Consider the following 1,691-nt stretch of genomic DNA (forward strand, 5'->3'; position numbering starts at 1 on the left):
TTACTTATTGAAAATGAACAGCATGGCGCTGCAAGAGCCAGCTATGGTAAGCAGCAAGTAAAAATTTTGTCAAAGCACTTAACAGTTGAATTTGGCAAAGGCTTTGATGAGCGTAACCTAAGAAATATGCGTGCATTTTATTTGACTTATCCAAAATGGAACACAGTGTGTTCCGAATTGAGTTGGTCACATTATCGATTATTAATTCGCTTGGAAAATGATGAGGCGCGTCAATGGTATGTCAGAGAATGCATAGAACACCGCTGGAGTGTTAGGGCGTTAGAGAGACAAATTAATAAACTATATTATGAGCGATTATTATCCAGCAATAATAAAAAGCCTGTGATTGATGAGGCCGAGTCACATACTAAAAAATTACAAACAAATCCTCAGGATTATTTGCGAGATCCTTATGTTCTGGATTTTTTGAATCTTCCTTATTCGTCTTTGCTCGAGTCCAATATTGAACAAGCACTGATGGATAACTTACAGAGCTTTCTATTAGAACTTGGCAAAGGATTCGCGTTTGTTGCTCGTCAGCAAAGAATTAGCACAGAAGACGAGGACTTTTATATTGATTTAGTATTTTATAATTTTAAGCTTAAATGTTTTTTACTGATCGACTTAAAATTAGGGAAGCTGTCACATCAAGATGTGGGACAAATGGATACTTACGTCAGGATATATGATCAGTATAAAAGAAACATAGACGACAATCCTACAATTGGCTTAATTCTATGTAGTAAAAAAAGTGAAGCGGTTGCCAAGTACTCTGTACTCACAGAAAGCAAACAGATTTTTGCATCAAAATACTTACCTTATCTACCTAGCGAGGAAGAACTAAGAAGAGAGCTTGAACGCGAACGTGCATTATTAACTCACTCATCAGATGAGGAAAATGAGAACTAAGCGAACGTTTTTATTTTATTGTATGGGGAAATAGTCATTCGCAAAATAATGTGAGTTCATCGAAATTTCATTCGCATTTTATTGCGAGTTCATTTGCAAAATATTGTGAGCCGAGCCGATTCTGTTTGCGAGCACTAACAGATACGACATGATTCTTCCTTACAACGAATGGGTCATCCACTTTTTTAAATCGAAATGGTGTCACTTTATTTTTAGATCAAGCATAAAATCAGCATGGTGACGGATAACCTCTTAATTATTGAGTTAATTACCAGTACCTTTTTTACGTATTGGATTGAGGTGTATTTTTGGTTTTTGAGGCACCGTATAAAAACCCTGAAAATAAGGTCTTAAGGTTGCTCATTGAGGGGGGAAATTGATTTTTAATATTCAGAATGTTACTCATTACCACGTTTCCTTAATTTGGTTTGAAACAACAATCAACCGGGCGCTTTTCCTTCGAACGGTTAAATCTTGATCATTCTATCGAATAAATTATGTTCAGTCATTCTTTTTTTTTGGTGGCTTTCTTATACAAAAATCAAATACCCCTAAAATGTATTAAAACCTATAGACCATCAGTCATCGATGCACATTAAAAGAGAATATATTTTAATCAATCCTTACATCACGTATTCTTTTATGCATCAAATCCACAAGGTTAGTCGCTGTCGCGAAATGATTTATTGAATTGGAGCTATTGAAATTTCAGGGATTTTCTGATTAGATATCACACATAAGATAACACGATTATTATTGTATTTTCAATTAAATGCAGTACG

General features: G+C 34.9%; 2 protein-coding genes. One reads left to right on the top strand and one right to left on the bottom strand.

The features are described 5' to 3' along the window. The coding region (locus ELY15_RS15620; RefSeq protein WP_148111255.1) for a YhcG family protein at window positions 1-909 on the top strand (909 nt) is incomplete at its 5' end. 283 nt (window positions 910-1,192) lie between these two features. Here ELY15_RS15620 and ELY15_RS16660 read toward each other — a convergent pair. Then, entirely contained in the window at window positions 1,193-1,315 is a 123-nt protein-coding gene (locus tag ELY15_RS16660; RefSeq protein ID WP_255411135.1) for a hypothetical protein, read from the bottom strand. Window positions 1,316-1,691: the final 376 nt, after the last annotated feature.

It is taken from the genome of Legionella sp. km772 (assembly GCF_003989735.1).
Classification (GTDB): Bacteria; Pseudomonadota; Gammaproteobacteria; order Legionellales; family Legionellaceae; genus Legionella.

Excerpts from the sequence above, each read along its gene's own strand:
- ELY15_RS16660 (WP_255411135.1), bottom strand. The coding sequence starts at position 1,315 with ATGAGTAACATTCTGAATATTAAAAATCAATTTCCCCCCTCAATGAGC.